The 25937-nt window shown below is 72.7% G+C and carries 26 protein-coding genes and 1 tRNA gene; 18 read left to right on the top strand and 9 right to left on the bottom strand.

The window, feature by feature from the left end; translation table 11 throughout:
• Positions 1-14 precede the first annotated feature (14 nt).
• From EV378_RS12425 to EV378_RS12410, 4 genes are all read left to right on the top strand, one after another.
• Entirely contained in the window at positions 15-1541 is a 1527-nt protein-coding gene (locus EV378_RS12425; protein ID WP_132424202.1) for a DHA2 family efflux MFS transporter permease subunit, read from the top strand.
• 62 nt (positions 1542-1603) lie between these two features.
• Positions 1604-2629 carry a 4-(cytidine 5'-diphospho)-2-C-methyl-D-erythritol kinase gene (locus EV378_RS12420; RefSeq protein ID WP_132424199.1) on the top strand — a complete coding sequence of 342 codons (1026 nt, stop codon included), beginning with the start codon at positions 1604-1606 and terminating at the stop codon, positions 2627-2629.
• Positions 2629-4401: an ABC-F family ATP-binding cassette domain-containing protein gene (locus tag EV378_RS12415; RefSeq protein WP_132424196.1), complete on the top strand. Its 1773-nt coding sequence runs from the start codon at positions 2629-2631 to the stop codon at positions 4399-4401. The genes EV378_RS12420 and EV378_RS12415 overlap by 1 nt, the downstream gene beginning before the upstream one ends.
• A 190-nt stretch (positions 4402-4591) precedes the next feature.
• A complete protein-coding gene (locus EV378_RS12410) occupies positions 4592-5389 on the top strand; it encodes an alpha/beta fold hydrolase (RefSeq protein ID WP_243653413.1) in 798 nt (265 codons plus the stop codon).
• Here EV378_RS12410 and EV378_RS12405 read toward each other — a convergent pair.
• Positions 5382-6215 carry an LLM class F420-dependent oxidoreductase gene (locus EV378_RS12405; protein WP_132424193.1) on the bottom strand — a complete coding sequence of 278 codons (834 nt, stop codon included), beginning with the start codon at positions 6213-6215 and terminating at the stop codon, positions 5382-5384. The two genes, EV378_RS12410 and EV378_RS12405, sit on opposite strands and share 8 nt — an antisense overlap.
• A 183-nt stretch (positions 6216-6398) precedes the next feature.
• Between EV378_RS12405 and EV378_RS12400 the strand changes: the two genes are divergently transcribed.
• Positions 6399-6905, top strand: a complete 507-nt coding sequence (locus EV378_RS12400) for a L,D-transpeptidase (protein ID WP_132424190.1) — start codon at positions 6399-6401, stop codon at positions 6903-6905.
• Between the two features lie 126 nt (positions 6906-7031).
• A complete protein-coding gene (locus tag EV378_RS12395; protein WP_243653412.1) occupies positions 7032-7622 on the top strand; it encodes a L,D-transpeptidase in 591 nt (196 codons plus the stop codon).
• Here the strand turns inward: EV378_RS12395 and EV378_RS12390 are convergent.
• Positions 7619-8980: a dipeptidase gene (locus EV378_RS12390; RefSeq protein ID WP_243653411.1), complete on the bottom strand. Its 1362-nt coding sequence runs from the start codon at positions 8978-8980 to the stop codon at positions 7619-7621. The genes EV378_RS12395 and EV378_RS12390 overlap by 4 nt on opposite strands.
• A gap of 67 nt (positions 8981-9047) precedes the next feature.
• Here EV378_RS12390 and EV378_RS12385 point away from each other — a divergent pair, with 67 nt between their 5' ends.
• A complete protein-coding gene (locus EV378_RS12385) occupies positions 9048-10718 on the top strand; it encodes a fatty acyl-AMP ligase (RefSeq protein WP_132424184.1) in 1671 nt (556 codons plus the stop codon).
• Between the two features lie 113 nt (positions 10719-10831).
• Here the strand turns inward: EV378_RS12385 and pth are convergent, their stop codons facing one another.
• The 4 genes from pth to glmU form a co-directional block, all read right to left on the bottom strand.
• On the bottom strand, positions 10832-11422 hold the full coding sequence (gene pth / locus EV378_RS12380) for an aminoacyl-tRNA hydrolase (protein ID WP_132424181.1): 591 nt from the start codon (positions 11420-11422) through the stop codon (positions 10832-10834).
• Entirely contained in the window at positions 11419-12138 is a 720-nt protein-coding gene (locus tag EV378_RS12375) for a 50S ribosomal protein L25/general stress protein Ctc (RefSeq protein WP_132424178.1), read from the bottom strand. Before EV378_RS12375 ends, pth begins: the two co-directional genes overlap by 4 nt.
• Before the next feature lie 178 nt (positions 12139-12316).
• Complete coding sequence (locus EV378_RS12370) at positions 12317-13297, bottom strand: ribose-phosphate diphosphokinase (protein ID WP_132424175.1); 981 nt, start codon at positions 13295-13297, stop codon at positions 12317-12319.
• Positions 13294-14829: a bifunctional UDP-N-acetylglucosamine diphosphorylase/glucosamine-1-phosphate N-acetyltransferase GlmU gene (gene glmU / locus EV378_RS12365; protein WP_132424172.1), complete on the bottom strand. Its 1536-nt coding sequence runs from the start codon at positions 14827-14829 to the stop codon at positions 13294-13296. The genes EV378_RS12370 and glmU overlap by 4 nt, the downstream gene beginning before the upstream one ends.
• Before the next feature lie 323 nt (positions 14830-15152).
• On the opposite strand from glmU, the gene EV378_RS12360 reads away from it, so the two are divergent.
• Both EV378_RS12360 and EV378_RS12355 read left to right on the top strand, forming a co-directional pair.
• Entirely contained in the window at positions 15153-15590 is a 438-nt protein-coding gene (locus tag EV378_RS12360) for an OsmC family protein (RefSeq protein ID WP_132424169.1), read from the top strand.
• Positions 15591-15640: 50 nt separating this feature from the next.
• A complete protein-coding gene (locus EV378_RS12355) occupies positions 15641-16396 on the top strand; it encodes a class I SAM-dependent methyltransferase (protein WP_132424166.1) in 756 nt (251 codons plus the stop codon).
• Positions 16397-16399: 3 nt separating this feature from the next.
• On the opposite strand, the gene EV378_RS12350 is transcribed toward EV378_RS12355, so the two are convergent.
• Positions 16400-16831, bottom strand: a complete 432-nt coding sequence (locus EV378_RS12350; RefSeq protein ID WP_243653410.1) for an anthrone oxygenase family protein — start codon at positions 16829-16831, stop codon at positions 16400-16402.
• Between the two features lie 113 nt (positions 16832-16944).
• On the opposite strand from EV378_RS12350, the gene EV378_RS12345 reads away from it, so the two are divergent.
• Complete coding sequence (locus tag EV378_RS12345) at positions 16945-17895, top strand: hypothetical protein (RefSeq protein ID WP_132424160.1); 951 nt, start codon at positions 16945-16947, stop codon at positions 17893-17895.
• Between the two features lie 122 nt (positions 17896-18017).
• Entirely contained in the window at positions 18018-19271 is a 1254-nt protein-coding gene (locus EV378_RS12340; RefSeq protein WP_207908646.1) for an amidohydrolase, read from the top strand.
• 132 nt (positions 19272-19403) lie between these two features.
• Here the strand turns inward: EV378_RS12340 and EV378_RS12335 are convergent.
• Positions 19404-19474 (bottom strand) — tRNA-Gln (locus EV378_RS12335).
• 196 nt (positions 19475-19670) lie between these two features.
• Between EV378_RS12335 and EV378_RS12330 the strand changes: the two genes are divergently transcribed.
• The 6 genes from EV378_RS12330 (at position 19671) to EV378_RS12305 (ending at position 24772) form a co-directional block, all read left to right on the top strand.
• Complete coding sequence (locus tag EV378_RS12330; protein ID WP_207908645.1) at positions 19671-20906, top strand: class I SAM-dependent methyltransferase; 1236 nt, start codon at positions 19671-19673, stop codon at positions 20904-20906.
• A 5-nt stretch (positions 20907-20911) separates the two neighbouring features.
• Complete coding sequence (locus tag EV378_RS12325) at positions 20912-21742, top strand: sugar phosphate nucleotidyltransferase (protein WP_132427800.1); 831 nt, start codon at positions 20912-20914, stop codon at positions 21740-21742.
• Positions 21743-21746: 4 nt separating this feature from the next.
• A complete protein-coding gene (locus EV378_RS12320; protein WP_132424157.1) occupies positions 21747-22427 on the top strand; it encodes a PIG-L deacetylase family protein in 681 nt (226 codons plus the stop codon).
• A gap of 52 nt (positions 22428-22479) precedes the next feature.
• Positions 22480-23502, top strand: coding sequence for an NAD-dependent epimerase/dehydratase family protein (locus EV378_RS12315; protein ID WP_132424154.1), 1023 nt, complete (start codon positions 22480-22482; stop codon positions 23500-23502).
• 91 nt (positions 23503-23593) lie between these two features.
• The gene (locus EV378_RS12310) at positions 23594-23863 is read left to right on the top strand and encodes a DUF2277 domain-containing protein (protein WP_132424151.1); all 270 of its coding nucleotides are present in this window, start codon (positions 23594-23596) and stop codon (positions 23861-23863) included.
• 99 nt (positions 23864-23962) lie between these two features.
• Positions 23963-24772: a siderophore-interacting protein gene (locus EV378_RS12305; protein ID WP_132424148.1), complete on the top strand. Its 810-nt coding sequence runs from the start codon at positions 23963-23965 to the stop codon at positions 24770-24772.
• Here EV378_RS12305 and EV378_RS12300 read toward each other — a convergent pair.
• Positions 24769-25110: a DUF488 domain-containing protein gene (locus EV378_RS12300; protein ID WP_132424145.1), complete on the bottom strand. Its 342-nt coding sequence runs from the start codon at positions 25108-25110 to the stop codon at positions 24769-24771. The two genes, EV378_RS12305 and EV378_RS12300, sit on opposite strands and share 4 nt — an antisense overlap.
• A 42-nt stretch (positions 25111-25152) precedes the next feature.
• On the opposite strand from EV378_RS12300, the gene EV378_RS12295 reads away from it, so the two are divergent.
• Positions 25153-25842 carry a class I SAM-dependent methyltransferase gene (locus EV378_RS12295; RefSeq protein ID WP_132424142.1) on the top strand — a complete coding sequence of 230 codons (690 nt, stop codon included), beginning with the start codon at positions 25153-25155 and terminating at the stop codon, positions 25840-25842.
• The last annotated feature ends 95 nt before the right edge of the window (positions 25843-25937 follow it).

The following is a 25937-nucleotide window of genomic DNA, read 5'->3' as shown; positions in this document are numbered from 1 at the left end:
GCGATGATGTCGCCATGGTGGTGGAACGCGACCGCGTGGTCAGCTCGGACGGGACGAGTCCCTGGCCGGCCCTGTGGGCGCTCGTGATCGGGTTCTTCATGATCCTGGTCGACATGACGATCGTGACGGTGGCGACGCCGGCCCTGCTCACGTCGCTGCGCGCGGACGTCAACTCGGTCCTGTGGGTGACCAGCGCGTACCTGCTGGCCTACGCCGTGCCGCTGCTGATCACCGGCCGGCTGGGGGACCGGTTCGGTCCGAAGCGCGTCTACCTGGTCGGGCTCGCCGTCTTCACGCTCGCCTCGCTGTGGTGCGGCCTCTCGTCGGGCGTGGGCATGCTGATCGCGGCCAGGGTCGTCCAGGGGTTCGGCGCCGCGTTGATGACGCCGCAGACGATGGCCGTGATCACGCGGACGTTCCCGGCGGCCAAGCGCGGCCTGGCGATGAGCCTCTGGGGCTCCGTCGCCGGCGTCGCGACGCTCGTCGGTCCGCTGCTCGGCGGCGTGCTGGTGGACGGGCTCGGCTGGGAGTGGATCTTCATCGTGAACGTGCCGATCGGTGTGATCGGCTTGGTGGCGGCGGTGCGGCTGGTGCCGGACCTGGAGCGGACCGCGCGCCGGTTCGACCTGGTGGGTGTCGCGTTGTCCGCGGTCGGCCTGTTCGCGCTCGTGTTCGGCATCCAGGAGGGCCAGGCGTACGACTGGGGCACGATCGCCGGTCCGCTCTCGGTGTGGTCGCTGATCGTCGCCGGGCTGGCCGTGCTCGCCGTGTTCGTCTGGTGGCAGGCACGCATGACCGGTGAGCCGCTCGTCTCGCTGCGGCTGTTCCGGGACCGCAACTTCAGCCTGGCCAACATCGCGATCACGACGGTCGGCTTCGCGGTCACCGCCCAGGGCTTCCCGATCATGCTCTACGCGCAGTCGGTGCGCGGCATGACGCCGACGCAGGCGGCGCTGCTGCTCGCGCCGATGGCGATCCTGTCCGGCGGGCTCGCGCCGTTCACCGGTCGGCTCACCGACCGCGTGCACCCGCGCCTGATCGGCGGCTTCGGCGTGGCGACGTTCGTGATCGGGCTGGTGTGGCTGGCCGCGGTGATGACGCCGGACGCCCCGGTCTGGCAGCTGCTGCTGCCGCTGGCCCTGATCGGCGTCTCGAACTCCTGCGTGTGGGCGCCGATCAGCACGAGCGCCACGCGCAACCTCCCGATGGACCAGGCGGGCGGCGGGTCCGGCGTCTACAACACGACCCGGCAGGTCGGGGCCGTGCTCGGCAGCGCGGCGATCGCCGTGCTGATCCAGGCGCGGCTCGCGGCCCTGATGCCGGGCGGGGCGGCCGTGGGCGGATCGCTCGAGCCGGGGACCGGCGGGCTGCTGCCGGAGGCTCTCCGGGAACCGTTCGCGACGGCGATGGCGCAGTCCCTGCTGCTGCCCGCCGGACTGCTGGTCGTCGGGTTCGTGGCGGTCGCCTGCTTCGCGACGCCGCGGCACCTGCTGCGCGACACCGCGCCGCCCGTCGCACCGGCGGTCGCAGCCCGGGAGTGACCCGGGCCATGAACACCGGACGGGCGCGGCACGGTCCGGTCGGTGGCCCGTAGGGTTGAGCGGTGCTGTCCGCCGCGCCGCGACCGGTCACCGTCCGGGTCCCCGCGAAGATCAACCTCCACCTCGCCGTCGGCGGGGTGCGCGCGGACGGCTACCACGACCTGGTCACCGTCTTCCACGCCGTGAGCCTGTTCGACGAGGTGACGGTGGAACAGGCCGACGAGCCCGCTCTCGAGGTGCACGGCGACGCCGCCGCCGTCTCGCCGCTCGACCGCCGTGGCTCGGGTGTCGCCGAGGTCCCGCTGGACGCGACGAACCTGGCGTGGCGCGCCGTCGAGCTGCTGGCCGCGAAAGCCGAGCGTGAGCCGAACGTGAAGGTGGTACTGCGCAAGGGGATCCCGGTGGCGGGCGGTATGGCGGGCGGGTCCGCGGACGCGGCGGGCACGCTCGTCGCGCTGTCACAGCTGTGGCGGATGGAGCTCGGCCGGGACGATCTGTCCACGCTGGCCGCGGAGCTCGGCTCGGACGTCACGTTCGCGCTGCACGGCGGCACCGCTCTCGGGACGGGCCGCGGCGAGCAGGTGATCCCGGTGCTGGCCCGGCACCGCCTGCACTGGGTGATCGCGCTCGCCCGCGGCGGGCTGTCCACGCCCGCCGTGTTCGGCGAGCTGGACCGGTTGCGCGCCGACGGCGAACCGGAGGAGCGGCCCGTCGAACCCGTCCTGGAGGCGCTGGCCGGCGGCGACCCGCGCCAGCTCGCGCTGAACCTGGGCAACGACCTGCAGGTCGCCGCCGTCTCGATGGCACCGGACCTGCGGCGCACGCTGCGGGCCGGGGTCGCCGCGGGCGCGCTCGCGGGCCTGGTGTCCGGCTCCGGTCCGACGTGCGCGTTCCTGTGCGCGGACGCGGACTCGGCCGTCGAGGTGGCCACCGAGCTGGCCGGAGCCGGCGTGTGCCGCACCGTGCGGGTGGCGCAGGGCCCGGTCGCCGGCGCCCGCGTCGTCGACGACGCGCAGCCGCCGGACACCCCGCCCGGCTCGTCCCCGCCGCCACCCGGACCGGGCGCCTGGCCGCCGGTGCGTGCCTGATGGCGGGCCGGGCGAACCTGCTGAACCTGGAGGCGGTCACCGCGCACGTGCCCGGTGACGCGTCCCGGGTGCTGCTCGACGCCGTCTCCCTCGGTGTCGAGCGTGGCGACCGGATCGGCGTCGTCGGTCTCAACGGCGGCGGCAAGACCACGCTGCTCGACGTGCTCACCGGCGACCGCCCGGTCGAGGGCGGCCGGGTCAGCCGCGTCGGCGGCCTGCGGATGGCGCACCTGGCGCAGCGCGACGCGTTCCCGGAGGGGTCCCGGGTCCGCGACGTCGTGCTGGCGAACTACGGCGCGGACCACGAGTGGGCGTCCGACCCGCGCATCCGCGACGTGCTGGACGGCCTGGGCATCACCGACATCGAGCGATCGACGGACGGCCTGTCCGGCGGCGAGAAGCGACGGGTCGCGCTGGCCGCGGCGCTGATCGGCGAGCTGGACCTCGTCGTGCTCGACGAGCCGACCAACCACCTCGACGTCGAGGGCATCGGCTGGCTCGCGACGCACCTGATCGAGCGCCGCTGCGCCGTCGTCGTCGTGACGCACGACCGCTGGTTCCTGGACACCGTGTGCACCCGGACCTGGGAGGTCGCGGGCGGCCGGGTGGAGAGCTACCTCGGCGGGTACGCGGACTGGATCTACGCCCGCGCCGAGCGGTCCCGGCAGGCCGACGCGGCCGAGCAGCGCCGTCGCAACCTGGCCCGCAAGGAACTGGCCTGGCTGCGCCGCGGGCCGCCCGCGCGGACGTCGAAGCCGCGGTACCGGATCGAGGCCGCGGAGGCGCTGATCGCCGACGTGCCGCCGCCGCGGAACACGGTCGAGCTCATGCAGTTCGCGACGAACCGGCTCGGCAGGACCGTGCTGGAGCTGGAGGACGCGACCGTCCGGATCGCCGAGCGCACGTTGCTGGACCGGGTGACCTGGCGGCTCGGTCCGGGCGACCGGGTCGGTGTCGTCGGCGTGAACGGGTCCGGCAAGACGACGTTCCTGCGCGCGCTGACCGGCGAGCGGCCGCTGGACTCCGGGAAGCGGGTCCAGGGGAGCACGGTCAAGCTCGAGGAACTGTCCCAGGAGCTCGTGGACCTGCCGACCGGCATGCGCGTGCTGGAGGCGACCGAGGCCGTCGCGAAGTACGTGCGGTTCGGCAAGCAGGAGATGACCGCCTCGCAGGTGCTGGAACGGCTCGGGTTCCCCGCGTCGCGGCAGTGGACGCCGGTCGGGCAGCTCTCCGGTGGCGAGCGGCGCAGGCTGCAGCTGACCCGCCTGCTGATGTCCGAGCCGAACGTGCTGCTGCTCGACGAGCCGACGAACGACCTCGACGTCGACACGCTCTCCAACCTGGAGGACCTCCTCGACGGCTGGCCGGGCACGCTCGTCGTCGTCAGCCACGACCGGTACCTGACCGAGCGGGTGTGCGACACGGTCGTCGCGCTGTTCGGGGACGGCCGGATCACGCACCTGCCCGGCGGGATCGACGAGTACCTGCGCCGCCGGGAGTCCGCCTCCACTCCGGTTCTGTCGACCCCCGCCGCTGCCACTCCCCGCACCAGCGCGGCCGAACAGCGTGCGGCACACAAGGAGGCGGCCCGCCTCGAGCGGCGGATGGAGACGCTCGCGACCCGCGAGGAGCGCCTGCACCAGCAGCTGGCCGAGGCGGCCACCGACCCGTCCCGGCTGGCCGAGCTGGACCGGGAGCTCAAGGACGTCGTGGCCGAGCGCGAGTCCGTGGAGCTGGAGTGGCTCGCCGCGGCGGAGCGCGCCGAGGCCTGACTTTCTCCGGGGCGTCTCCTACCGAAGTAGGGGTAGGAATCAGTAGTTCGACCGATCCGCCGGCGGGTCGCCACCGAATAGCGTCACGGGTGCGTGGCGCGCTGGGGAGCGGTGCCACGCCGAGGGGTTCCGGCCCGCCGCCGTCGTCGGGGGTGGCGGCGGGCCGGGTCTCCGGACCAGGGTGATCTTCGTGGAGTACGAGATCGAGGGCCACCGCGTGTGGTGGACGAGTACCGGGGACGGCCCGCCCGTCGTGTTCTGCCACGGGACGCCGTGGTCGTCGGGGTTGTGGGAGCCGATCGCGTCGGCCCTGTCCGGCGAGCACACGGTGTTCCTGTGGGACATGCCCGGCTACGGCCGGTCCTCGATGGAGGACGGCGCGGACGTCACGCTGGCGACGCAGGGCGGGATCCTGGCCGTGCTGCTGGAGCGGTGGGGGCTGGAGTGCCCGGACGTCGTCGCGCACGACTACGGCGGCGCGACCGCGCTGCGTGCCCATCTCCTGCACGGCGCGCGGTACCGCTCGCTGGCACTCGTCGACGTCGTCGCGCTGGCGCCGTGGGGCTCGGAGTTCTTCCGGCTGGTGCACGACAACGCGTCCGTGTTCGAGTCGCTGCCGCCGCCGCTGCACGAGGCGCTCGTGACGGCGTACATCCGCGGCGCGAGCGCCCGTGGCCTGTCCACCGATGCCGAGCGGATGCTCGTCGAACCCTGGCTCGGCGACCGCGGGCAACCGGCGTTCTACCGGCAGATCGCCCAGGCCGACCAGCGCTTCACCGACGAGATCGAACCCCGCTACCCGGAGATCGACCTGCCGGTGCACATCGTCTGGGGTACCGAGGACACCTGGATCCCGGTGGACCGCGCGCACCGGCTGGCCGAGCTGATCCCGGGGGCCGGGCTGGACCTGGTGCCGGGTGCCTCGCACCTGATCCAGCTCGACGCACCGGAACGGCTCACCGCGATCCTGGCGCGGTGGCTCAGCTGAAGCGCTCCGCGACCTTCGCGTAGTCGTCCAGGATGGACAGCGTCTCGGCCTCTGGTCGGGTCGGGAGCATGAACGTCACGCGCTCGAGGTCACCGGAGTCCACATAGGGCGCCAGCTTCTCCGGGTCCGTCGGCCCACCGAACAGCGTCGTCGGCACGTCCGGCTTCCCGTGGTCGGCCAACCAGGCGCGGAGGCGCGTGATGTCCTCGGGGGACTGTCCACCACGCGGCAACCACCCGTCGCCCTGCTCGACGAGCCGGGTCAGCGCCGCGTCGCTCTCGCCGCCCAGGTAGATCGGCGGGTGCGGCGAGCGGGCCGGCTTCGGCCAGAGGTAGACCGGGTCGAAGTCGACGTGCTCGCCGTGGAACTCCGCCTCGTCGGACGTCCACAGCTCCTTGAGCGCCGCGAGCTGCTCGGTCATCAGCGGGCCCCGCTTCTTCGGGTCCACGCCGTGGTTGCGCATCTCCTCGCGGTTCCATCCGGCGCCGACCCCGAGGACCAGCCGCCCGTCGGAGATCAGGTCGACGGACGCGGCCTCGTTCGCCGTGTGGATCAGGTCGCGCTGCGGCAGCAGGATGATCCCGGTGCCGAGCAGCAGGTCCGTCGTCGCGTCGGCCATCGCGGCGAGCGTGACGAACGGGTCGAGCGTGCGGTAGTAGACGCGGGGGAGGTCGCCGCCGCCCGGGTACGGCGACTCCCGGCTCGTCGGGATGTGCGAGTGCTCGGCCAGGAACACCGAGTCGAACCCGCGTTCCTCCAGCGCGCGCCCGAGCGCGGCGGGCCGGATTCCTTCGTCGGTCACGAACGTGGCGATTCCGAATCTCACGGTCCCTGGTACCCGTCCACCGTCCATGGCATTCCCTGCGGCGGCGGTGCTTCCGGTCCGGAAGAGGTCGTGACCCGCGCTCACCAGCGCTTTCCCGGATATCCCGGTTCAGGCCGTGTGAGCCCGTTCGAGGGGTGGGTACGCCATCCGACGGAACGGTCCACCGCCCCCGAAGGAGGCCGTATGACACCCGCCCGCCGACTCGCCGTGCTGGCCGCAGGCACGCTGTCCGCCGCAGCCGTGGGCGGCATGGCCGCGCCGGCGCAGGCCGCGCCGGAGCCCCCGCCCGCGCCGCCGGCTCCCGTCGCTCCCGCTCCCGCGGCTCCCGCGCGGGCCGAGGTGCCCTGTGCTCCGACGGCGCGCGCCTGCGTCGATCTCTCCGCGCACAAGGCCTGGCTCACCGACGGCGCGGGGCACGTGACCTACGGGCCCGTCGCGGCGCGCGGCGGCAGCCGCTCCGACCCGACACCGGTCGGCACGTTCACCGTGTCGTGGAAGGACCGCGACCACCTGAGCCGCCAGTTCGACAACGCGCCGATGCCGAACTCCGTGTTCTTCGCGCCGGGGATCGCGTTCCACGGCGGGAACCCGTCGGAGAACTCGAACGGCTGTGTCCATCTCGGACAGAAGTCGTCCGCGGCGTTCTTCGGGGCACTGCGGGAGGGTGATCTCGTCCAGGTCGTCCCCTGAGGACGGATTCCCCGCCACGCAATGGCTCCGGAGCGGTTGCAGAGTGGTCACGGCCACCGATCGGGTGACGCGGTGGGGTCTACGATCCGCGCCATCCGATCGCCTCGTCTCAACTCTGGGGGTCCCGTGAAGCCCGCTGCCCGCCGTCCGCTCCTGGCCACCATCGTGCTCGCCGTGGCCGCTCTCGTGGCGACGACGGTCACCGGTGCCGCCTCCGCAGCAGGCCCGGAGAAGGAGGCGACGGCTGCGGTGCTGCCGGCGGCGACCGTGGTGCCCGCCGGGCGTGTCCAGTCGCTCGTCGCGGCCTCGGCGACGACGTCGATGTCCGAGTCGACGGCGTCGGCGGGCCGGGCGCTGGCGGCGAACCGCCCGCCGTGCGGGCCGGGCGTCGAGGCGTGCGTCTCGCTGGGCGCCCGCAAGGCGTGGCTGATGGACGGCAACGGTCGCGTGACCTACGGGCCGGTCGGCGTGCTGGGCGGACGCAGGGGCGAGCCGACCCCGACGGGTACGTTCGCGGTGTCGAACAAGGTGCGGAACTACCACAGCCGCCAGTTCGACGCGCCGATGCCGTACTCGGTGTTCTTCTACCCGGGCGTCGCGTTCCACACCGGCAGCCTGAGCACCCGCTCGGCCGGCTGCCTGCACCTCGGCAGCACGTCGGCGAAGAGGTTCTTCGCCACCCTGCAGCCGGGTGACACGGTCCAGGTCGTCGGCTAGGCCAGCCGCTGCAGCAGCAGCGCCTCGGCGAGCACACCGCGGGAGAACATCTCCAGGTGCAGGCTCTCGTCGATGCCGTGCCAGCGGCTCGCCGGGTCGCCGACGCCGGTGACCAGCACGGCCGCGCCCGGGAACGTCCTGGCGAACTCGGCGATGAACGGGATCGAGCCGCCGATCCCCGTCTCCACCGACGAGTTGCCGTACGCCGAGGAGAACGCGCGCCGGGCCGCGTCGTAGACCGGGCCGGTGGCCTCGAGCGTGTACGGCTCCGCGACCCCGGTGCCCGGCGTCGTCGTCACCTGGGCGCCCCACGGCACGTGCTTCTCCAGGTGGTCGGCGAGCGCCCGCTGCGCCTCGGCGGCGTCCTGGCCGGGAGCCAGCCGCATGCTCACCATCGCCCTGGCCCTGGGGAGCAGCACGTTCGACGACTCGGCCACCCGCGGCGCGTCGATGCCGAGCACGGCGACGGCCGGCTTGTGCGTGACCCGCTCCGGGATCGTGCCGCTGCCGAGCAGCTCCACGCCGTCGAGCAGGCCGACGTCGCTGCGGAACGTCGCCTCGTCCTGGTCGGGGGCGTCGCTCGCCGCGACGACCAGACCCGGAACGGCGACCTCGCCCTTGTCGTCGTGCAGCGAGGCCAGCGTGTGGCACAACGCGGTCAGCGCGTCGCCGACCGGTCCACCGTAGACACCGGAGTGCACGGGCCGCTCCAGCATCGCGACGTCCACGACGACGTCGACGAGCCCCCGCAGGCTCGTCGTCAGCGCCGGCACGTCGACGGCCGGGTTCGCCGCGTCCGCGATCACGATGACGTCCGCGGCGAGCGACCCGTGGTGCTCGGCCAGCAGAGCCGTCAGCGTCGGGGAGCCGGACTCCTCCTCGCCCTCGATGAACAGCGTGACGCCGACCGGTGGGCGGCCGTCGTAGGCGCGCAGGACGGCCAGGTGCGTCATCACGCCGGCCTTGTCGTCCGCGGCGCCGCGGCCGTAGAGGCGGCCGTCGCGTTCGGTGGGCTCGAACGGGTGCGACGTCCACTGGTCGTCGCCGCCGGTCGGCTGCACGTCGTGGTGGGCGTAGAGCATCACCGTCGGCATGCCCTCCGGCGCAGGCCAGTGCGCGACGACCGCCGGTGCGCCGCCGTCGGCCTGGATGATCCGGACCGACTCCGGACCCGCCGCGCGGGCCAGCTCGGCGACCGCCTCCGCGCTGCGACGGGTGTCGTCGGCGTGCGCTGGATCGGCCCAGATGCTCGGGATCCGCACGAGCGACTCGAGATCGGTGCGGGCGCCCGGCAGGACGCGGCTCACCGCGTCGGCGAGCTCGGCGGGCGGGGGCGGCGGGACGGGACGCTCTGACACGTCGCCGGATGCTACGCCGACGCCTCCGGTGGGGATGCCGTTCATCCGGCGCCCGTAGTGTGGCGTCATGTCACGCTTTCTGGCGACGATGCTGGAGTCCGCGTCCGGCGCGACCCGGGGGATGACCACCGGCGAGCCGCACGAGCCGCTGAGCCGCTCGTGGGTCGAGGTGCACCACGCCGCCCGCGCCGCCGCGGCCGCACTCGCCGAGGGGGCGGACGGTGTGCCGGGTCTCGCGCACGGCGGGGCGGTCGGTGTGCTCGCCGGCGAGCCGGCGGCCATCGCTCCTGCGGCGCAGGCGGTCTGGCTCTGCGGCGGCAGCGTGACGATGCTGCACCAGCCGACGCAGCGCACCGATCTCGCCGTCTGGGCGCAGGACACCGTCGAGACGCTCCGCATGATCGACGCGACGATGGTGCTGCTGGGCCCGCCGTTCGACGCGCTCGCGCCGGTGCTGACCGAGCAGGGTGTCGCGTTCCGCACGCTCTCCTCGCTGGAGGGCGACGCCTCCGGGTTCACGCCCGACGCCTCGGTGGCCGCGGAGTCCGACACGGCCCTGCTCCAGCTGACCAGCGGTTCCACGGCCACGCCGAAGGCCGTGCGGATCACCCACGGGAACCTGCACGCGAACATCGCGGCGATGGTCGAGGCGTCCGAACTGGACGTCGCGACCGACCGGATGGTGTCGTGGCTCCCGCTGTTCCACGACATGGGGATGGTCGGCTTCCTGACGATCCCGATGACCGTCGGCCTGGACCTCGTGACCGTCACGCCCGCCGAGTTCCTGGCCCGTCCGCGCCTGTGGGCGGAGCTGATCTCCAAGTACCGCGGGACGGTCACCGCCGCACCGAACTTCGCGTACGCGATCCTCGGCCGCCAGCTCGCGCGCGTCGACGACGGGGAGCTCGACCTGTCGTCGCTGCGCATCGCCCTGAACGGTGCCGAGCCGATCGACCCGGTCGCGGTGGCCGCGTTCACCGACGCGGGCGCGCGCTTCGGGCTGCGACCCGAGTCCGTGCTGTGCGCCTACGGAATGGCCGAGACCGCGCTCGGCGTCTCGTTCGCTCCTGTCCATACCGGACTGCAGGTGGACGAGATCGACGCCGACTCCCTGGAGAACGGCAGGCGTGCCACGCCCGCGATCTCCGACCGCCCGTCACGTGCGTTCCCGGAGCTGGGGCCGCCGCTGCCGGGACTCGAGGTCCGCGCCGTGGACGGGAAGGGGCAGGTGCTCGGTCCGCGCGAGGTCGGTGCGCTGCAACTGCGCGGCGAGGCCGTGACGCCGGGATACCTCACCGTGGACGGTCCGGTGTCCACTCAGGACACGGCCGGATGGTTCGACACGGGTGACGAGGGGTACCGGACCGAGTCCGGCGCCGTCGTCGTCTGTGGACGGACCAAGGACGTGATCATCATGGGCGGCCGCAACATCTACCCGACCGACATCGAACGCGCCGCGGGCACGGCCGACGGGGTGCGGGCGGGCAACGTCGTCGCCGTGCGCCTCGCCGCGGGGGACGGGCGGCGGCGCGAGACGTTCGCGGTGGTGGTGGAGGCCCGGAACGCGGACTCCGACGACGCGGTGAAGGCGATCCGCGACGACGTCGTCGGGCGGGTGTTCTCGGCCGTCGGTGTACGGCCCGGTGAGGTCGTGGTCCTGGCGCCGGGGAGTCTGCCCAAGACACCGTCGGGGAAGCTTCGCCGCGCCGCCACGGCGGATCTGATCACGACGGGGTAGGTGGCGGGCGACGGGCCGAGATGGACGTCACGGTTCTCAGCGTCGTCCGGGACGACAGTGGTGTTCATGTCGAGCGGATCGGCGGCGTCTCCGTCCCGGCCCGCCCGCCGACCTCAGCCCGACAGTGCGTGGAACCGGTTCTGCGCCGGTTCCAGACCCTGTTCGAGTAGCGCCTCGGTCGCGTCCACGGCCAGGTCCACGGCGAACTCCAGCTCCTTGCGCTCCGGCGTGGAGAACCGCTTGAGCACGTAGTCGGCCGGGTCCTGACGACCGGGCGGACGGCCGATGCCGAACCGCACGCGCAGGTAGTCCCTGGTCCCGACGGACTGGCTGATCGACCGCAGCCCGTTGTGCCCGCCTTCGCCGCCTCCGCGCTTGAGGCGGATGACGCCGAAGCCGAGGTCCAGGTCGTCGTGCACGACGACGACCTCCTCGGCGGGCACCGAGAAGTACCGGACGAGCCCGGCGACCGGGCCGCCGCTGACGTTCATGTACGTCCGCGGCTTGGCCACGGTCACCGGACGCCCGGCCAGACGGCCCTGGGCGATCTCGGCGTTCGACCGCTTGTGCACCGAGAACCGGGCGCCGGCCCTCGCCGCCAGCAGATCGGCGACGAGGAAGCCGACGTTGTGCCGGGTCTCGGCGTACTCCGGACCCGGGTTGCCGAGCCCGACCACCAGAGCGGGGCCCGGCACCGGGCTCACGAGTCGGAGGACTCGGAGTCGCCGCCCTCGGAGCCGGAGTCGCCGTCCTCGGAGGACTCGTCCGACTCGCCCTCGGCGGCCTCGGCGGCGGCCTCCTCCTCGTCGGAGGCGTCCTCGACCACGCCGGCACCCTCGGTGTCGATCTCGGCCTCGAGCTCTTCCTCGGTCGGCGCCGCGGCGACCTGCACGACCAGGGACTCCGGGTCGGTGCGCAGCTCGACGCCACCGGGCAGGCGGAGCTCGCCGGCCAGGTACTGGGTCCCGATCTCGGCGTCCTGGACGGAGACCTCGATGTTCTCCGGGATGTTCAGCACGTCGGCCTCGACCAGGACGGTGTTCAGGTCCTGGTAGACGAGGGAGCCGGGGGCGGCCTCGCCGGTGACGACGACGTCGAGCTCGACCTCGACCTTCTCGCCCCGCTTGATGACCAGCAGGTCGACGTGCTCGATGTACGGCCGGATCGGGTGCACGACCACGGTCTTGGTCAGCGCCAGCTGCGGGGCGCCGGTCGCGTCGGAGACGTCCAGCTCGAGCACGGCGTTACGGCCCTGCTCGCGGACGACGGCGGCGAACTCCAGCGACGGCAGCGACAGGTGCTGCGGGTCGGTGCCGTGCCCGTAGAGGACGGCGGGGATCTTGCCGGCCTTCCGGGTGCGGCGGGCGGCGCCCTTGCCGAACTCGGTCCGGGTCTCGGCGGCGATGCGGGTCTGGGCCACGGTTCTGCTCTTCCTCGTGCGTCGTGCGATGTCGTCGGCGCGCGGCGAGGAGGGCGATCGGAGATCGGCCCACGTCGATCACGGCGGGCTTGTCGTGCAACCCGCCCTCGCCGCGGAGATGGGCCAACGATACGCGGTCGTGGTGACGGGCCGTGCACGGCCCCGACGGATCAGGTGCTCAGGCGTTCCCGTCGAACAGACTGGTGACCGATCCGTCCTCGAACACCTGGTGGATCGCCTCGGCCAGGAGCGGGGCGATCGGGAGAACGGTCATCTTCGGGAACCGCTTCTCCTCCGGGATCGGGAGCGTGTCCGTGAAGATGACCTCGTCGGCGCCGCAGTTCGCGAGGCGCTCGGTGGCCGGTCCGGACAGCACGCCGTGCGTCGCCGCGACGATCACGTCCGACGCACCCTCCTTGAGGAGCACGTCGACCGCTTTCGCCACCGTGCCACCGGTGTCGATCATGTCGTCGATCACGACGCAGCAGCGGCCCTCGATGTCACCGACCACCCGGTTCGCGACGGCCTCGTTCGGCTTGCGCGGGTCGCGCGACTTGTGGATGAACGCCAGCGGCGTACCGCCCAGCGTCTCCGACCAGCGCTCGGCCAGCCGCACACGTCCGGAGTCCGGGGAGACGACGGCGAAGTTCGCATCGGGCCGCGACGCCTTCACGTACTCGGCGAGCACCGGCAGCGCGAACAGGTGGTCGACCGGCCCGTCGAAGAAGCCCTGGATCTGGGCGGTGTGCAGGTCGACGGTGAGGATCCGGTCGGCCCCCGCGGTCTTGAACATGTCCGCGACGAGCCGGGCCGAGATGGGCTCGCGGCCGCGGTGCTTCTTGTCCTGCCGGGCGTAGCCCCAGAACGGCATGACCACGGTGATCCGCTTGGCGGACCCGCGCTTGAGCGCGTCGACCATGATCAGGTGTTCCATGATCGACTCGTTGATCGGGGCGGAGTGCGCCTGCAGGACGAACGCGTCGCTCCCGCGCACCGACTCCTCGAAGCGGACGAAGATCTCGCCGTTGGCGAACGAGTACGCCGACTGCGGCGTGACCGTGACGTCGAGCTCCTTGGCCACGTGCTCGGCCAGCTCCGGGTGCGCACGGCCGGAGAAGAGCATCATGTTCTTCTTCGGCGTTCCTGCGATCGCGCTCACCGTGTCGTGCCTCCTCGGCGGGTGTCACCGGCCGGTTCCGCGATGGTGTGCGGGCCCGTGCCGTTCTGTGCGGGGTCGGTCTGTGGGACGTCGGGATCTGCGGAGCGTCCGGCCGCCTCGGCGGCGGCCGTGCCGGGACGCTTGCGCGCGACCCACCCCTCGATCGTGCGCTGCGGCCCGCCGGAGACGGCGAGCGCCCCCGGCGGCACGTCGTCGCGCAGGACCGTGCCGGCGCCGGTGTAGGCGCCGTCGCCGACCCGGACCGGAGCGATGAACATCGTGTCCGATCCGGTCCGGACATGCGAACCGATCACCGTGCGTTGCTTGCGCACGCCGTCGTAGTTGACGAACACCGACGAGGCGCCGATGTTGCTCATCTCGCCGATCGTCGCGTCGCCGACGTAGGTCAGGTGCGGGACCTTCGTCCCGTCGCCGATGTCCGAGTTCTTGACCTCGACGAACGTGCCGATCTTCCCTCGTGCGCCGAGCCGTGCGTGCGGGCGCAGGTAGGCGAACGGGCCGACCGATGCTCCGTCGCCGATCACCGACTCCGACCCGTGGGTCCGGACGACCGCGGCGCCTGCCCCGATCTCGCAGTCACGCAGGGTGGTGTCCGGGCCGATCTCCGCACCGTCGCCGACGGTCGTCCGGCCGTGCAGCTGAGTACCCGGGTGCAGCACGACGTCGGTGCCCAGCCGGACCTGCACGTCGACCCAGGTGCTCCGCGGGTCGACGACGGTGACGCCGTCGAGCATCCAGCGCTCCAGCACCCGGCGGTTCAGCTCGGCGCGCACGCCCGCCAGCTGCACGCGGTCGTTCACCCCGCACAGCGACCAGCGGTCGTTGCAGGTCAGGGTCGCGACCGGGCGCCCGCCGTCGACGGCGGTGCCGATCAGGTCGGTGAGGTAGAGCTCCTGCTGCTCGTTGTGTGCGGCGAGCCCGGCGAGGCCGTCGGCGAGGAACGCCGCGTCGAACGCGTAGACCCCGGAGTTGACCTCCGTGATCGCGCGCTGTTCCGGCGTGGCGTCGGCGTGCTCGACGATCGCGTGCACCGCACCGCCCTGGCGGACGATCCGTCCGTAGCCGGTGGGGTCGGGCGCCTCCATCGTCAGCAGCGACACGGCCGCACCGGCCGACTCGTGCTCGCGCACCAGGTCGCGCAGCGCGTCCGGACAGAGCAGCGGCACGTCGCCGTAGGTGACGAGCACGGTGCCGGTGGTGCCGGTCGGCAGTCCCCTGAGCCCGCAGCGCACGGCGTCGCCGGTGCCGAGCGTGCGCTCCTGGACGGCCGTGGCGATCGGGCGGCCGAGCTCGTCGGCGACGGCGGCCGTCTCCGCCGCGACCTTCTCCCGCTCGTGCCCGACGACCACGACCAGGTGCTCCGGCGAGAGCTCCCCGACGGCGTGCACGGCGTGGCCCAGCAGGCTCCGTCCGGCGATCGTGTGCAGCACCTTCGGCACGGCCGACCGCATGCGCGAGCCGGCGCCCGCCGCCAGCACGATCGACGCCGCGGGCTGGTGACCGTCGGGCATCTCGACTCCTGCCTCGTCAGACGTGGTGTCGTCGGTGTTCACCGGGCGGTGGTCTCCCGTTGTCCCGGGGGACGGTGGCGCGACGCCGGCCGGTCCGTCTCGCACGCCGCGACGAATCCTACGGGTGCCCGTCCGGGCCGTTGCGCCGTGCTCGTCCACGCCGATTCCGATGATCACCGCACCGGAGCGCGGAACGCGTCCCGGCTGGGCCGTTCGGCGCGGCCCGGAGACCGCCCGTCGCAGCGGTCCGGAGGTGGGGGCTGGTCGCTCCGGTCACCGGGTTGTCCCGGACGGGTACAGCTCTGGATCCCTAGGAGGAATCGATGCCCACGCGTACCGCTCGGACGGCCTGGAACGGCGGACTGCAGGACGGGTCCGGTCAGGTGGAGCTGAGCAGCAGCAAGGTCGGCACGTACGAGGTCAGCTTCCCGAAGCGGGCCGCGGACGACGCCGGCGGCACGACCAGCCCGGAGGAGCTCATCGCGGCCGCGCACTCGGCGTGCTTCGCGATGCAGCTCTCGGCGAACGTCGCCGAGGCGGGCGGCACGCCGGAGGCGCTCGAGGTGTCCGCGGACGTCTCGCTCGGCCCGGACCCGAACGGCGGCTTCAAGCTGACCGGCATCGCGCTGACGGTGCGTGGCGAGGTCAGCGGCCTGGACGCGGCCGGGTTCGAGAAGGCGGCGCAGGCCGCGAAGGCCGGCTGCCCGGTGAGCAAGGCGCTGACCGGTGTCGAGATCACGCTGGACGCCGCGCTCGACTGAATCCCTTCCGGCCGGCGTCGCCACGGCGGCGCCGGTCGTAGGGTCGTGACGTGACCGACGTCGAGTGGCACCGGAACCGGGCGCGCGCCGAGAGCTTCGGCGCCGGGGCCGCCGACTACGACCGCTACCGCCCGCCCTACGCCGACGGCCTGTTCGACGATCTCGCGTCACGGCGCCCGGACCGTGTCCTGGACATCGGCTGCGGCAACGGCCGGGCCGCCGTCGGCCTCATCGCGCGCGGACTGGACGTCCTCGGTGTGGAGCCCGACACGCGGATGGCCGAGGTCGCGCGGTCCCGCGGCGTCGTCGTCGAGATCGCGCCGTTCGAGGACTGGGACGACGACGGCCGCCGCTTCGACCTGCTGACCTGCGGCTCCGCATGGCACTGGGTCGAGCCGGCGCGCGGCGTGGCGAAGGCCGCCGCAGTGCTCCGGCCGGGCGGCACGCTCGCCCGCTTCTGGAACTACCACGTGCTCGACGACGCCACGGTCGAGCGGCTGGAACGCGTCTACGCCGACCTGGGCGTCGAGGCGGGCGGGCACGGTCGCGGCGCACGGGCCTACGACAGCGACCCGGTGGTCGCGGACCCCGCGTTCGGCGAGGTCACGACGGAGATCTGGCGCGAGGCGCGCACGTTCACCGCGGACGGCTGGATCGACCTGCTCGGCACGTTCAGCGACCACGCGACGCTCGACCCGGACCGTCGCACCGAGCTGTTCGCGGCGCTCCGGCGGGAGATCGACGCCATGGGCGGGACGCTCCGCGCGACGGCGTGCACCCACCTGCTGCGGAGCACGCGGGTCTAGCCGTCAGGCGACGAGCCCCGCGAGCAGCGACGCGAACGCGACGACCGCGGCCGAGGAGCGCAGGACGTCGATCCGCTCCCACCGCCGCACGACCTCACGCCAGTCGTCCGGCGGCGCGTCGAGGTCCCACGCGTCGACCCGGATGTTGATCGGCACCGTGCCGATCGCCGACGTCAGCACGAACACGAGCAGGACGGCCGCACCCGCCCAGCGCCACGTCGTCGCGGACAGCACGAGCGACACGACGGTCAGCACCACGGCGGGGACGATCAGCATCGGCACGACGACCTTCAGGCGGCGCACCAGGGCCTGCCGCGCCTCCAGGTGCGCGGCGTCCCCCAGGCCCCGCAACGCGGGCTGCACACCCCATCGGACGATCAGCTCCTCGCCGGCGAGGAGACCGGTGACGAACACTGCGAGCGCGTGAACCACCACGGATGCAGTAGTACTCCGGGAGGACGCGCGGCGACCGGTCGACCGGCCACGATCGCGGCATGGGGGAATCATCGGGAGCCGGTCGTGGGAGCCGGCTGACGACCGTTCTGTGGATGGCGCACGCGGTGCTGCGCGCCGCGCTGCTCGTCTCGGTCCTGGCCTACGGCTGGGGCAAGGTGTTCCTCGGCCAGATGGGCCGCGTCGACTACGCGGACGCCCTGCTGACCGTCGGCGAGAAGAGCCCGATGGGTCTGTTGTGGACGTTCATGGCGTACTCGCCCGCCGTGCAGGTGCTGGCCGGGATCACCGAGCTCCTCGCGGGCGTGCTGCTGATCTGGCGGCGGACGGCATGGATCGGCGGTGTGCTCGGCTCCGTCGCGCTCGGGGTCGTGTTCCTGCTCAACATGACGTTCGACGTGCCGGTCAAACAGCTCTCGCTGGCACTGGCGGTGGGGTTCGCGCTCGTCGCGCTGCCGGAATCCGGCCGCCTCGCCCGGTTCGCGAGCGGCAGGCCGACCAGCGGGTACTCCGAGCCGATGCCGATCCCGTGGCCCCGCGTCCACCGGGTCACGCGGTGGGTCGTCGCGTCGCTCGCGCTGGTCGTGTTCGCCGGGGCCGGGGTGGCGCTCGGGACCCTGCAGCAGCCGCCGGCCCGCTCGGCGTCGCCGCTGCCCGGCGTCTACCGGGTGACCGCCGACGCGACGCCCGCCGCGCCACGGCTGTCCCAGGACGGGCGGTGGCAGGAGGTCGCGTTCGGGCAGTGGGAGGGCGACGGGACGGCGCGGTTCACGCTGCGCCAGGCCAACGGCGACCTGAGCGAGGGCCGCTACCGCCCGATGGGTGAGCGCGTCCGGATCGACCTCTACCCGGTGCTCGCGGGCGACCGCACGTTCGTCGGACGGAGGTACGCGCGCAGCGTGACCCTGGTCTGGGCGCTGGGCCCGGACGGCACGCTGACGCTCTCCGGCGACGGGCTCCGGCTGACCGCCGTCGGGGACCCGGAGCTGCGGTACCTGTTCGACCGCGGCTTCTCCTGGGGCCCGACGCCGCCGATCAACCGGTGAGGGAACGCGACGACGCGGTCGTGGAGTGCCGGGCGACGTCCGGTGGCTCGGCGTCGCGACACACGCGCGGGACCACTCCTCGTACCGCCTGTGGACGAGGGCGGTCGGGCATGATGCGCGTCATGGCTGTCGAGCGAACGGTGCTGGACGGGCTGCCCGTCGTGCGGTCCTGGCAGGAGGACTTCTACCGCCACCTGCACCAGCATCCCGAGCTCTCCCACCAGGAGCACGAGACGGCCGCGGCGGTCGCCGAGCGGCTGCGCGGGGACGGCTTCGAGGTCCACGACGGACTCGCCGGGACCGGCGTCGTCGGGATCCTCCGCAACGGCGACGGCCCGACCGTGCTGATGCGTGCGGACATGGATGCCCTGCCCGTCCGCGAGGCCACCGGCCTGCCCTACGCGAGCGAGGTGACGGCGACCGACTCCCAGGGCGACGAGGTCCCGGTCGCCCACGCCTGCGGCCACGACATCCACGTGACGTGCCTGCTCGGCGCCGCGTCGCTCCTGGCGCACGCACGCGAGGCCTGGAACGGCACCGTCGTCGCACTGTTCCAGCCAGCCGAGGAGACCGGCGACGGGGCCCGGGGCATGGTCGAGGACGGGCTCGCCGGGCTGGTCGGCACGCCCGACGTCGCCCTGGCCCAGCACGTCGTGCCCGCACCGGCCGGCTCGGTCGGTACCCGCAACGGCCCGCTGTTCAGCGCCGCGGACAGCATGCGCGTCACCGTGCACGGCCGCGGCGGACACGGCTCCATGCCGCACGTGACCGTCGACCCGGTCGTCCTGGCCGCGATGATCGTGGTCCGACTCCAGACCGTGGTGTCGCGCCGGATACCGCCCTCGGAGACCGCGGTACTCACCGTCGGCAGCATCCAGGCCGGCACCAAGAGCAATATCATCCCCGACCGCGCCGTCATCGAACTGAACCTCCGCACGTACACCGAGCACACCCGGACACAGATGCTCGAGGCCGTCGAACGCATCGTGACCGCGGAATGCCGTGCGTCCGAGTGTCCGAAGGACCCGGAGTTCGAGCTGTTCGACCGGTTCCCGCTCACCAGCAACGACGATGGCCCGACCACGCGGGTGGCCGCGGCCTTCGGCCGGTTCTTCGGAGAGCGGGCCGAGAGCATCGGCCCACAGACCGCCAGCGAGGACTTCAGCGACATCCCCACCGCGCTCGGCGTCCCGTACACCTACTGGGTCATCGGCGGCATCGACCCCGACACGTACCAGAGGGCCGTCGACTCCGACCGCGTCGCCCAGGACGTCCCGGCCAACCATTCTCCGCACTTCGCGCCGGTCATCCAGCCCACCTGCGACACGGGCACGCAGGCCATGGTCGTCGCCGCCCTGGAGTGGCTCGCGCCCTGACCGCCGCCCTCGCCCGCCCACGTGCCGGACGGCCCGTTCGGGCTCGGTCGATGCCGGAGACGGGTGCCGCGGCGACCGCGCGGCCCGGGCCGGGGGAGACCCGTCGGGCCGTTCCGCATGTCAGGGGCTGTGCTCCGCCGCCAGGATTCGAACCTGGACCATCGGAACCAAAATCCGAGGTGCTGCCTTTACACCACGGCGGACGGACCTTCATCCTGGCACGCCTCGCGAGACCCGGTCGACCAGGATGGCCACGCGTCGGCCTCCCCTGGTCGCGGGCATCTGAATCGCCTGATCGGGCGTACCCGTCACCCCGACGCAGGCCCGGGGGTGTCGGGTTGCAAGACTGAGGAACGTGCTCAACCAGCTTTCACCACGGTCCTGTGCGGGGGTGACCCCGTGACCGGGCAGGCGATCGCCTGCCGGCTCTGCGGTTCCACCGATCTGCGGAGCTTCCTGGACCTCGGTGCGACGCCGCCGTGCGAGCTGTTCCTGACCGCCGAGACCGCGGAGCAGCGCGAGGACACGTTCCCGCTGCACGTGCGCGTCTGCGGGTCGTGCCTGCTGGCCCAGCTCCCGCCGCTGATCACGCCGGAGGACACGTTCGAGGAGTACGCCTACTTCTCGTCGTTCTCCTCCTCGTGGGTGGAGCACGCGCGCCGCTTCGTCGGTGACGCGGTCGAGCGTGCCGGGCTGACCCCGGAGTCGTTCGTCGTCGAGGTCGCCAGCAACGACGGCTACCTGCTCCAGCACGTCGTCGAGCGCGGGATCCGCTGCCTCGGCGTCGAGCCGAGCGTCAACGTCGGCGAGGCCGCCCGCGAGAAGGGCGTCCCGACGCTCACCGCGTTCCTCACGCCGGAGACCGGCGCGGCCGTGCGTGCCGAGCACGGTCCGGCGCAGCTGGTGTGCGGCAACAACGTGTTCGCCCACATCCCGGACGTCGTGGGCTTCGCGCAGGGGCTGCGCGCCATGGTCGCCGACGACGGCTGGGTCTCGATCGAGGTGCAGCACCTGCTCACGCTCGTCGAGCGCAACCAGTTCGACACGATCTACCACGAGCACTTCCAGTACTACACGCTGCTCACCGGGCAGCGTGCGCTCGCGGCGGGCGGGCTGACGCTCGTCGACGTCGAGCTGCTGGACACGCACGGAGGCTCGATCCGGATGTGGGCGCGCCCGGACGCCGTCGCCGGGGAACCGTCCGAGACGGTCCGCGAGGTGCTGGCGGCCGAGGAGAAGGCTGGCCTGCACACGGCGGAGGGGCACGACGGGTTCGCCGAGTCCGTCTCCACGATCCGCGACGACCTGATGTCGTTCCTGATCGACGCCCGCCGCCGGGGCAAGTCGGTCGTCGGCTACGGGGCCCCCGGCAAGGGCAACACGCTGCTGAACTACTGCGGCATCCGGCCGGACCTGCTCTCGTACACGGTGGACCGCAACCCGTACAAGCACGGCCGGTTCACGCCCGGCACCCGGATCCCGATCCACGCGCCGGAGCGGATCGCCGAGGACCGCCCGGACTACGTGCTGGTCCTGCCGTGGAACCTGCGCGCGGAGCTCACCGAGCAACTCTCGTATGTTCGTGAGTGGGGCGGCCAGCTGGTGTTCCCGATCCCGTCCCTCGAGGTGGTGTGACGAGAGTGAAGGTCGTCCTGTTCTGCGGCGGCTACGGGATGCGGATGCGCGACGGCGTGTCCGACCTCCCCAAGCCCATGCAGTCGGTGGGCCCGCGTCCGCTGATCTGGCACGTGATGCGCTACTACGCGCACTTCGGCCACAAGGACTTCGTGCTGTGCCTCGGCTACGGGGCGCACCACATCAAGAACTACTTCCTGAACTACGACGAGACCGAGTCGAACGACTTCACGCTGCACGGCGGCGAGGTCGAGCTGCTCGGCAGCGACATCCAGGACTGGAACATCACGTTCGTCCAGACCGGTCTGGACTCGCCCATCGGTGAGCGCCTCCGCCGGGTGAAGGCGCTGGTCAAGGACGAGGAGATGTTCCACGCGAACTACGCCGACGTCCTCACCGACGCCCCGCTGGACCAGATGGTCGACCAGTTCAAGAACTCCGACGCGGTCGGCCAGCTGATGGCCGTCCCGCCGCAGTCGGCGTTCCACTGCGTCGACATCAACGACGACGGCAACCTGGAGTCGATCACCACGCTGCAGGAGATGCCGCTGTGGGAGAACGGCGGCTACCTGATGTTCCGGCCCGAGGTGTTCGACCACCTCGAGCCGAACTGCGACCTGATCGGCGACGTCTGCGCTCCGCTGGCCCGCAAGGGCCGGATGCGCGCCTACCGGCACCGCGGCTTCTGGCAGCCCGCCGACACGGTCAAGGAGCGCAACGCGCTGGAGGCCGCCTACCAGGGCGGGACCCGGCCGTGGATGCTCTGGGAGGGCAAGGACTCCGACCGCGACCCGCTGCAGGCCGCGATCGCCGAGATGCAGAAGCGGCATCCGTGACGTCGTGCTGAGCCTTCTACCCGAACGCCTCGACCGCCTCCTGCTGCTCGGGGCGCACTGCGACGACATCGCGATCGGCGCGGGCGGCACGCTGCTCGAGCTCTGCCGGGCGCACCCCGGCGTGACGGTGACCGCGCTCGTGCTGACCGGTGCCGGGTCGCTGCGCGAGGAGGAGGAGCGGTCCGCGCTGGCGGCCTTCTGCCCCGGCGCGACGCTCGACGTGCACGTGATGGACCTGCCCGACGGCCGGGTCCCGCAGCACTGGGAGCGGGCCAAGCACGCGCTCGAGGACCTGCGCACCCGCGGCGAGCCGGACCTGGTGATCGGCCCGTCGGCACACGACGCCCACCAGGACCATCGCACGCTCGCCCAGATGATCCCGACGGCCTACCGGGACCACCTGACGTTCGGCTACGAGATCCTCAAGTGGGAGGGCGACCTCGCCCAGCCGAGCGTCTACCTCCCGATGGCCGAGCCGGTGCTCTCGGAGAAGATCGCGAAGCTGAACGAGCACTACGGCTCGCAGCGCGACCGCACGTGGTTCGACGACGAGACGTTCCGCGGCCTCGCGCGGGTGCGCGGCGTGCAGTGCCACGCGCGCTACGCCGAGGCGTTCCACGTCGTGAAGATGACGCTCGGGGTCGCCCCGCTGTCCGGGTCCGACCCGGGCGGACTGGGCGCCTGAGCCCGACCCACAGCCACCACCGCCACACCGCTACACAGGAGGAACACCGCCCATGCGCGTACTGCTCACCGGACATCAGGGCTACCTGGGCACGGTGATGGCGCCGATCCTCGCCACCGCCGGGCACGAGGTCACCGGGCTGGACAGCGGCCTGTTCGCGGAGTGCGTCCTCGGCTCGCTGGACACCCCGGACGTCGACGGGCTGTCCACCGACCTGCGTGACGTGACCGTCGAGCAGCTGGCCGGGTTCGACGCCGTCGTGCACATGGCGGCGCTGTCCAACGACCCGCTCGGCTCGCTCGCGCCGGAGATCACCTACGACATCAACCACCACGCGTCGTCGCGCCTGGCCCGGCTGGCGAAGGAGGCCGGGGTCTCGCGGTTCGTCTACGCGTCGACGTGCTCGGTGTACGGCGCGCAGTCCGGTGACGACCTCGTCGACGAGGAGGCGCCGCTCAAGCCGGTCACCCCGTACGCGATCTCCAAGGTCCGGGTCGAAGACGATCTCGCCGACCTGGCGGATTCGGACTTCGTGCCGGTGTCGATGCGCAACGCGACCGCGTTCGGCTTCTCCCCGCGGCTGCGGGCGGACATCGTGCTGAACAACCTGGTCGGGCACGCGGTGTTGTCGAACGAGGTCAAGGTGCTCTCCGACGGGACGCCGTGGCGCCCGCTCGCGCACGCCGACGACATCGCCGGTGCCGTCGTCGCCGCGCTCGCCGCGCCGGCCGACGTGGTCCGCGCCCGCGCCTACAACGTGGGTACCGAGCGCAACAACCGCATGGTCTCCGAGATCGCGCAGGCCGTCGTCGACGCCGTCCCCGGCTCGGTCCTGAACATCACCGGCGAGGCCGGCAACGACCCGCGCTCCTACCGCGTCGACTTCTCCCGTGCCCGCAAGGAGCTCGGCTTCGAGGCGCAGTGGAGCATCCCGGACGGCGCCAACCAGCTGGCCACCGAGTACCGGAGCCGCGGCCTGACCCGGGACGCGTTCGACAACCGCTTCACCCGCCTCGCCGTGCTGTCCGCCCGCCAGAGGGCCGGCGAGCTCGACGAGTCGATGCACGTGGTCTGACCCCTCCCGATTCCGAACGAGGGGCACCTTCGAGCACTACCCTTGCCCGAAGGTGCCCCTCGTTCGCGTCGGGGCGGAGGGGAGAGCCGGCATGTGCCGCAACATCCGGACGTTGCACAACTTCGAGCCGCCCGCGACGCACGACGAGGTCGACGCCGCGGCGCTCCAGTACGTGCGCAAGATCTCCGGTGCGTCGAAGCCCTCGCAGGCGAACACGGAGGCCTTCGACAGGGCCGTCGCCGCCGTCGCCGAGGCGACCCGTGAGCTGCTCGACGGCCTGACCAGCACCGCCCCGCCGAAGGACCGCGAGGTCGAGGCGGCGAAGGCCCGTGCCAGGGCGGAGCTGCGCTACGCCCGCTGAGGTGATCGTCGTCGCCCGTTTCGTCCGGCCTGGACCGCGTCCCCGCGCCTGTGTTTAGCTGAGGCTTGGCTTAGCCGAGGCGCGAGGCGAGGGGGATGCGTGGACGGGACGACGCTGCGGGTGACGGGCGTGCGGGCGCTGTCGGAACCGTTCGTGCGGATCGAGGCCGAGGTCACCAGCGGTGCGCTCGATCTCCCCGGCACGCCGGACGAGGCGATCGTGCTGCACTTCCCGCTGCCGGACGGGACCCGCGACGAGATGGGCCGCTGGTACACGGTGCGGCGCATCTCCCCGGACGGGCGGTCGATCGTGTTCGACGTCGTCGCGCACGCCGGCGGGGTTGGTGCCGAGTGGGCACGACGGGCCAGGGTCGGCGACGAGGTGGGTGTCTCCCGCTCCGCGTGCTGGTTCAAACGCCCGGAGGGCGTCGCGTGGCAGATCCTCGTCGGGGACGCGGCGGGTGTCCCGGCCATCGCGCGGATCGTCGACGAGAGCCCGGCGGAGCTGCGCACGGACGTCGCCGTCGAGGTGCACGCCGGCGACGGGCCGCCTCCGCTGCCGGACGCGGCACACGTGCGGACCGTCGTCGCCGACGAAGGGACGAGCCGTCTCGAGGAGATCGTCCGCGGGCTGGAGATCCCGGACGGGCCGGGGTACCTGTTCGTCGTCGGCGAGGCCGCCGCGACGCGCGCGGCGCGCCGCTACCTGCGCCACGAGCTCGGCATGGACACGAAGCACTACCGGGTCGTCGGCTACTGGAACCTGGACGCGGAGAAGCTGCGGGCGCGCTACGAGGCGAACCAGGACCGGTTCGCGACGGCGTGGGCGGCCGCGGAGGCCGCGGGCGGCGACGACGAGGAGGTCCAGGACCGCTACGAGACCACGCTGGCCGAGGCCGGACTGCTCTAGGAGCCCAGCAGCTCGCGCAGCACGGCGGCCTGGCTCGCCTCCGGGTCCTTCGTGGCGGTGAGCAGCGTGAGCGTGCCGTTTCCGGCGAGCTCGCGGAGCCGCTCCAACGACGGGGAACCGTCGAGCTCGGAGCGGTAGCGGCGGCGGAACTCGTCGAAGCGGTCCGGGTCGTGGCCGTACCACTTCCGCAGCTCCGTGCTCGGCGCCACGTCGGAGATCCACTCGTCGTAGCGCGCGTCGTCCTTGCGCAGCCCGCGCGGCCACACGCGGTCGACGAGCACGCGCGTGCCGTCGCCGTCCGCGCGGTCGTCGTAGATCCGTCGCACTCGCACCGTCACGCCGCCGGATTCTCCCTTCCGGGCCAGGAGCAGACTCGGGGGATGGACGACGGGATGACGCAGCGGCTGGCCCGCGCGGCCGGGGTCGAACGCGCACCCGATGCCGACCCGTGGAACGACGTCGTGTCCGCCTCCCTGGAGCTGCCGCGCGGGCGGATCGAGTTCGTGCACCCGCGCTCCGCGATGGACCTGCTGATGGCCCAGGACTTCGACGACGAGGAGCAGGCCTACCCGCCGTACTGGGCCGAGCTGTGGCCGAGCGGGATCGAGCTGGCGTACGCCGTGGCCGGGTCCGACCTCCGGGGCCGGGCCGTGCTGGAGATCGGCTGCGGGCTCGGCCTGCCGTCGATCGCGGCCGCGTTGTCCGGAGCCAGGGTGCTGGCCACCGACCGCTCGGAGGACGCCGTCGCGTTCACCGAGCGGAACGCGGAGCTCTCCGGGGTGACGCTCGAGACGGCCGTCCGGCCCTGGACCGACGACCATGCGCTGGTCGCGTGGGGACCGTGGGACCTGGTGCTGGGCGCCGACGTGCTCTACAACGACCGCTGCGTGCGGGAACTGCTCGCGCTGCTGCCCCGGCTGCTCGTCGGTGGTGGCGAGATGTGGATCGCCGACCCGGACCGTCCGCAGGCCGCGGACTTCCTGTCCCGCGCGGTTGACGCGGGCCACGACGTGACGGTGTCGGACACGCGGGCCGCAGGCGTGTCGCTGATCCGCCTGCGGCACGGCTGAACCGCGCCGAACCCGGACACCGGGAGCCGGGCCGGGGCGGCGGGCGTATCGTCGGGCCCGACACCCCCTACCCGACCTGGGCAGGGGTCTGTCTC

Source organism: Pseudonocardia endophytica (assembly GCF_004339565.1).
Lineage (GTDB): Bacteria > Actinomycetota > Actinomycetes > Mycobacteriales > Pseudonocardiaceae > Pseudonocardia > Pseudonocardia endophytica.
The sequence above is the reverse complement of the archived record's forward strand: the minus strand, read 5'-3'. Positions and strand labels throughout refer to the sequence as shown.

Coding starts and splice junctions, on each gene's coding strand:
- EV378_RS12425 (WP_132424202.1), top strand. CDS start 15: ATGGTGGTGGAACGCGACCGCGTGGTCAGCTCGGACGGGACGAGTCCC.
- EV378_RS12415 (WP_132424196.1), top strand. CDS start 2,629: ATGGCGGGCCGGGCGAACCTGCTGAACCTGGAGGCGGTCACCGCGCAC.
- EV378_RS12400 (WP_132424190.1), top strand. CDS start 6,399: ATGACACCCGCCCGCCGACTCGCCGTGCTGGCCGCAGGCACGCTGTCC.
- EV378_RS12385 (WP_132424184.1), top strand. CDS start 9,048: ATGTCACGCTTTCTGGCGACGATGCTGGAGTCCGCGTCCGGCGCGACC.
- glmU (WP_132424172.1), bottom strand. CDS start 14,829: ATGCCCGACGGTCACCAGCCCGCGGCGTCGATCGTGCTGGCGGCGGGC.
- EV378_RS12360 (WP_132424169.1), top strand. CDS start 15,153: ATGCCCACGCGTACCGCTCGGACGGCCTGGAACGGCGGACTGCAGGAC.
- EV378_RS12345 (WP_132424160.1), top strand. CDS start 16,945: ATGGCGCACGCGGTGCTGCGCGCCGCGCTGCTCGTCTCGGTCCTGGCC.
- EV378_RS12340 (WP_207908646.1), top strand. CDS start 18,018: ATGGCTGTCGAGCGAACGGTGCTGGACGGGCTGCCCGTCGTGCGGTCC.
- EV378_RS12315 (WP_132424154.1), top strand. CDS start 22,480: ATGCGCGTACTGCTCACCGGACATCAGGGCTACCTGGGCACGGTGATG.
- EV378_RS12310 (WP_132424151.1), top strand. CDS start 23,594: ATGTGCCGCAACATCCGGACGTTGCACAACTTCGAGCCGCCCGCGACG.
- EV378_RS12295 (WP_132424142.1), top strand. CDS start 25,153: ATGGACGACGGGATGACGCAGCGGCTGGCCCGCGCGGCCGGGGTCGAA.